Origin of the sequence: Cellulophaga sp. (genome assembly GCF_039943695.1) — a bacterium.
In the GTDB taxonomy this organism is placed as follows: domain Bacteria; phylum Bacteroidota; class Bacteroidia; order Flavobacteriales; family Flavobacteriaceae; genus Cellulophaga.
On record NZ_JBDVAA010000078.1, the window covers coordinates 1 to 5,259 of the forward strand.

Annotated in this window: 4 protein-coding genes; 1 reads left to right on the top strand and 3 read right to left on the bottom strand. The window is 31.5% G+C overall.

Annotated features, from left to right (window positions below):
- Nucleotides 1-103 precede the first annotated feature (103 nt).
- Nucleotides 104-1,126 (top strand): hypothetical protein, encoded by a 1,023-nt coding sequence (locus ABJD66_RS05570; protein WP_348129138.1) that lies wholly within the window; start codon nt 104-106, stop codon nt 1,124-1,126.
- 62 nt (nt 1,127-1,188) lie between these two features.
- On the opposite strand, the gene ABJD66_RS05575 is transcribed toward ABJD66_RS05570, so the two are convergent.
- From ABJD66_RS05575 to guaA, 3 genes are all read right to left on the bottom strand, one after another.
- Complete coding sequence (locus ABJD66_RS05575; RefSeq protein ID WP_100895429.1) at nt 1,189-1,725, bottom strand: DUF922 domain-containing protein; 537 nt, start codon at nt 1,723-1,725, stop codon at nt 1,189-1,191.
- Between the two features lie 4 nt (nt 1,726-1,729).
- Nucleotides 1,730-4,132, bottom strand: a complete 2,403-nt coding sequence (locus ABJD66_RS05580) for a LysM peptidoglycan-binding domain-containing protein (RefSeq protein ID WP_348129141.1) — start codon at nt 4,130-4,132, stop codon at nt 1,730-1,732.
- A gap of 2 nt (nt 4,133-4,134) precedes the next feature.
- The coding region (gene guaA, locus ABJD66_RS05585; protein ID WP_348129144.1) for a glutamine-hydrolyzing GMP synthase at nt 4,135-5,259 on the bottom strand (1,125 nt) is incomplete at its 5' end.

A 5,259-nucleotide genomic window follows, 5' to 3' on the forward strand; every position in this document is an offset into this window, starting at 1 on the left:
ACATAAATGTAATGATCTAAAAGCAATTTTGAGTCGTAAATAAATCAATAACAATATTTTACATTTATTTAAAATAACAAATCAACTTTAACGCCACAAAACTATGAAAAAAGTAATTGCTTTATACATATTTCTACTGATGCTTTCTGCCTGCAATAATAATGATAGTGACCATTTATACGACATAGTTAAACATACCGAAGATTCTGCAACCTTAGACACTGACAATGATGGTGTAACTGATGAAGATGAAAAAAAAGATGGAACTGACCCTGAGAAACCAGATACAGATAACGACGGTGTTAATGATGGAATTGAAAAAACAGACAAAACAAATCCTTTAGTATCAGATACTGATGAGGATGGTGTTAACGATGGCGATGAAAAAAAGGACAATACTAACCCATTAAATCCTGACTCTGATAATGATGGTTTAAATGATGGTGACGAAAAAGAAAATAAAACAAATCCTTTAATAGTAGATACAGACGGTGATGGTGTAATTGATGGCACAGAATTAACCAATAGTACAGACCCTTTAAGTAATTGTTCATTTTTACTAGATAGCCAAACAATTGATACTAGTGATATTTGGAACAGCTTAGACTGTGATGCAGATGGTTTTAGTAACATTGATGAATTAAACGCAGGAACAAACCCATTAATTAAAGATGAAGTTGATGTAAAATCTCCTCTACTTGGTACTTGGGTATTAGTTAGCGCAACAATAGATAACGGTACTGCAAGTACAGTAGTTAACAATCAAACCTATCCGTTAGAGTATACAGCAAAATCTACTAATGAAAACTCTAATGTTACTTTTACAGAAGAACCTAATAAAATTGTAAGTACTGGTGAATATACTACATTGATTAATTTTTCTTTTTTAGGAACTGATTATACAGAAACCATAACATCTGAGAGCCCACTGAGTTCTGGAGATTGGTCATTTGATGATGATACATTACAACTTGATGCTAATGACACTGTAAACGGAACTTACAAAGTAATTAGCTTAACTAATAAAAACTTAGTTTTACAAACTGAGGTTAATAGAATTATAACTACTGGTGGTGTAGATTTAGACACTAAAGGAACATTAGTTATTACATTAAGTAAAGAATAGATTAAATAACTGTAACTCATATAAAAAAAGCGACACTTTGTGTCGCTTTTTTACTTTATTAACTACTTCAACTGAAGCTCTTTCTTCACTTTTTCTTGCCAAAAGAGTTGTTTTTCTAGGTCTCTGGAATAATTTGTTTCTTTATCGTACAAATCTTGATAGGCCTCTAACTCTTTGTTTACAGAAGTATAAATAGCCCTTGCTTGCTTGTATGTATTAGATGAAGGCACTACTTTACTTAACTTTTCTCTCATTTTACGTGCATAAAGCTCTGCAATATCAAAATGTATTTGCTCATGACTTAATGTAATATCTGTACATATTTTAGGTCTATACCAAGATTTTCTGGGATAAAAAATGGCAATAACTTCATAAGTGAATTTATTGCCGTTTTTTTTATCAAAGTACGTTGTGTATTTGTAGTTTACCCCACTAGCGGTCATTGCTGCAGCTCTGTTACCTACTGGTGCTTTACCCTTAAAATTAGACCAAGATAACTTTACTCCTGGTTTCCATATAATAGTTTCTTGATTTTGAGCTGAAACATTAAAAAATGTAAACACAATTATTAAAAAAACTATTTTTTTAAAGAAAAGCATACCTTTATTTTTTAGGTTCTACTTCTTCAATCTTCATATCATTATATTGCATAACATATACAGCTGTATTTGTAAAGCCTGCATTTTTCTTATTTACGTAATTAAACTTGTTTGAAACATACTCTGTTTCTCCTACAACTTTAGAAACTTCAAATAAGTCGTTTTTATAAGCTAGCTTTAGTAAAACATCATACATAATATCAAAACCTCTTGCAGCGTATTTGTTTGGATTAGTCCCAAATTTAGATTTATAATTTTTATTAAACTCATCATCTTTAATTTCCTTATTAACTGATGGATAAGTAAAGTTTAAATTAGACAAAAGCATATTATCTACTTTATTTCTATCAAAAGCTTTGTTTAGGTTTGTTGTAAACATTCTAATTTTATTCTGTTTTGTATTTAAAGAGTTTACAACAGAAGTAGCATGCTTAGATAAAGCCAAATTACTAGTCTCTACAAAAACAAAGTTATCTGCATTTCTAACCAATAAATACTTTAATTTATTAATATTTATAGTTAAATCTTTAATCAAACTAACTTTTTTAGCTTTTGGAAATCTTGCCGTTATTGCATCAGATTCTGCTTTGTGCTTAGAATCTGCAATAATTATAATGTTTTGATTTGTGTAAATGCTAGAGACATAATCTAGTACTTTTGTTCTTAATGCTTCATCTGATGGTAAAGAATAAAAAGTGTTACCAAAACCTATTTCCTGTTCTGTTAAATTTGGAGATATAACAGGAATATGTAATCCTGAAGTTTTTTTAGCAACTTCTTGTATAGACTTAGGATCTAGAGGTCCAATGACTGCATTGTAATCTGATACATTTTCATTTTCTAGAATCTCTTTTACTTTATCTACACTACTGGTAGACTGAGTATCAAATGCACTAACGTCTATAGAAACACCTTTTTTCTTCATTGTTTCTAAAGCCAGTTGCATACCTGAGTATAGACTTAAACTAATATTAGTATCTGTTCTTTTTTCTATATTTTTTTTAGCTGAAGAAGAATTGTTTACATCAATTAAATCTAACCTAAATGGCAATAAAACCATTACTTTTGGTCTAATAGCAACATTTACACTATCTGCCAAATTAATTTTTGGTAGTATTAACGAGTTCTTTACCGTAAAGTTACTACTTCTAGTTTTTGGCAACTTTAAAACCATACCAGACTTAATACCATCTTTTAATGATGGATTAAATGTTGTTAACTCACTGTAAGAAACTCCTAACTCTCTTTCTAAAGCCATTTCTCCTTGACCTTGACGCACTACGTAAAAAATAAAATTCTCTGAGTTTACCGCCTGACTATCTACTGAAGCCTGTCCTTTAAGTGTTGGAATTTTTATCTTCATTCCTTCCTGAAGACCCTTTTCCTTAACCAATGGGTTTACTTCTTTTATTTTTTCTTCAGTAACGCCGTACGCTTTTTCTAACCTATAAAAAGTCATTTTTGGAGGCACTGTATACGTTACAAAAGTAGGTACTTCTTGCGCTCCTGTTTTAGCAATGCTATCTCTAACTAAAATATTTTTTTCTGGTATTTTTAATTCTTGTCCTACTGCTAAATAGCTAGATGATTTTGGTAAGTCTGGATTTAACAACAACAAACTATCTACGGTAATACCGTACTTGTTTGCTATGCTCCAACGTGTTTCTTTTGCTTTTACAACGTAAGATTTTAAAACAACCTCTTTAACTTCTACCTTTTTAAAGTGAGGAATCTTTAACACCATTCCTTTTTTTACATCTCCAGCATACAAACTAGTATTGTACTTTTTAACTTGTTCTTGAGTAAGTTTAAATTGCTTAGAAATACCATAAAGTGTTTCTCTTTTTTTAACCTTATAATCTGTAAATTTATACGGAGTATCTTCATAAACCTCAGAAACAGTATTAGTTGTTGTAGATACAGAAGTATCTACAACAACTTTTTTATAAATAGGAATTTTTAAAACAGTTCCTTTTTTTAACTGCTCTGCATACAATTGTTTATTGTATCGTTTTATATCATCTTCTGTAACATTGTACTGTTTTGCAAGGCTATACAAGGTTTCTCGTTTTTTAGCTTTGTGTTCTATAAAACGAATTGGTTCTTCTTGCACTGTCTTTTTTACCTCTACAACTGGTTTATCTCCAGATAAAGAAGCTGTTACAGCTGCCATTTTTTTATCTAACGGAACAATTAATATAGTATTAGGAGTCAGTTTTTGTCCTTTTTTAATCTCTTTATTATAAACTAAAATATCATCAATAGATACGTTATACGTTTTAGATATACTCTCTAAAGATTCTCCTCTTTTTACAGGGTGTGTCTTATACTTTTGTGCATAAGAGTTGGCTGTAACCAAAAGAATAAACAAAAAAGAAAGAACTGTTTTAAAAAATTTACTATTCATAATTATTCCCATTCTATAGTTGCAGGTGGCTTAGAGCTAATATCATAAACTACTCTATTTACACCTTTTACTTTATTTATTATATTATTAGACACTTTTTGTAAAAACTCATATGGCAAATTAACCCAATCTGCGGTCATACCATCTGTACTTTCTACAGCACGCAAAGCTACACATTTTTCATATGTACGCTCATCTCCCATAACTCCTACACTATTTACGGGTAAAAGTATGGCTCCGGCCTGCCAAACCTTGTCATATAAGCCACTTTTTTTAAGTTCTCCAATAAAAACAGCATCTACCTCTTGTAATATAGCTACTTTTTCTGGAGTAATATCACCTAAAATACGAATTGCAAGTCCTGGTCCTGGAAAAGGATGACGCCCTAAAAGGTCTTTTTCCATTCCCATAGATGCTCCTACTCTCCTTACTTCATCTTTAAACAAAGCTTTTAATGGCTCTACTATTTTAAGTTTCATAAAATCTGGCAAGCCTCCTACATTATGGTGACTTTTAATTGTTGCGCTAGGACCACCAGTTGCAGAAACACTTTCTATAACATCTGGATAAATTGTTCCTTGTGCCAACCAACTAACACCTTGTATTTGGTGTGCCTCATCATCAAAAACCTCTATAAATACACGACCAATAGCTTTACGCTTTTGTTCTGGGTCACTTAACCCAGCTAAAGCATCCAAAAAGCGTGCCGAAGCATCTACTCCTTTTACATTTAAGCCCATACCTTTGTACTGCTCTAATACATCTGTAAATTCGTTTTTACGTAATAAACCATTGTTTACAAATATACAGTACAGGTTTTCTCCAATAGCTTTGTGCAATAACATTGCTGCTACAGAAGAGTCTACTCCTCCAGACAAACCTAAAACAACCTTATCGTCTCCAATTTTTTGTTGTAGTGCTTCTACTGTTTCTTCAACAAAAGCATTTGGTGTCCAATCTGGATTTACACTTGCTATATCTACTAAAAAGTTTTCTAATAATTGTTTCCCGTCTGTAGAATGGTAAACTTCTGGGTGAAATTGTATTGCATACGTATCTTCACCTTCTATTTTATAAGCTGCATTTTGTACATCATGTGTACTTGCCAGCAAAGTTCCGTTTGTTGG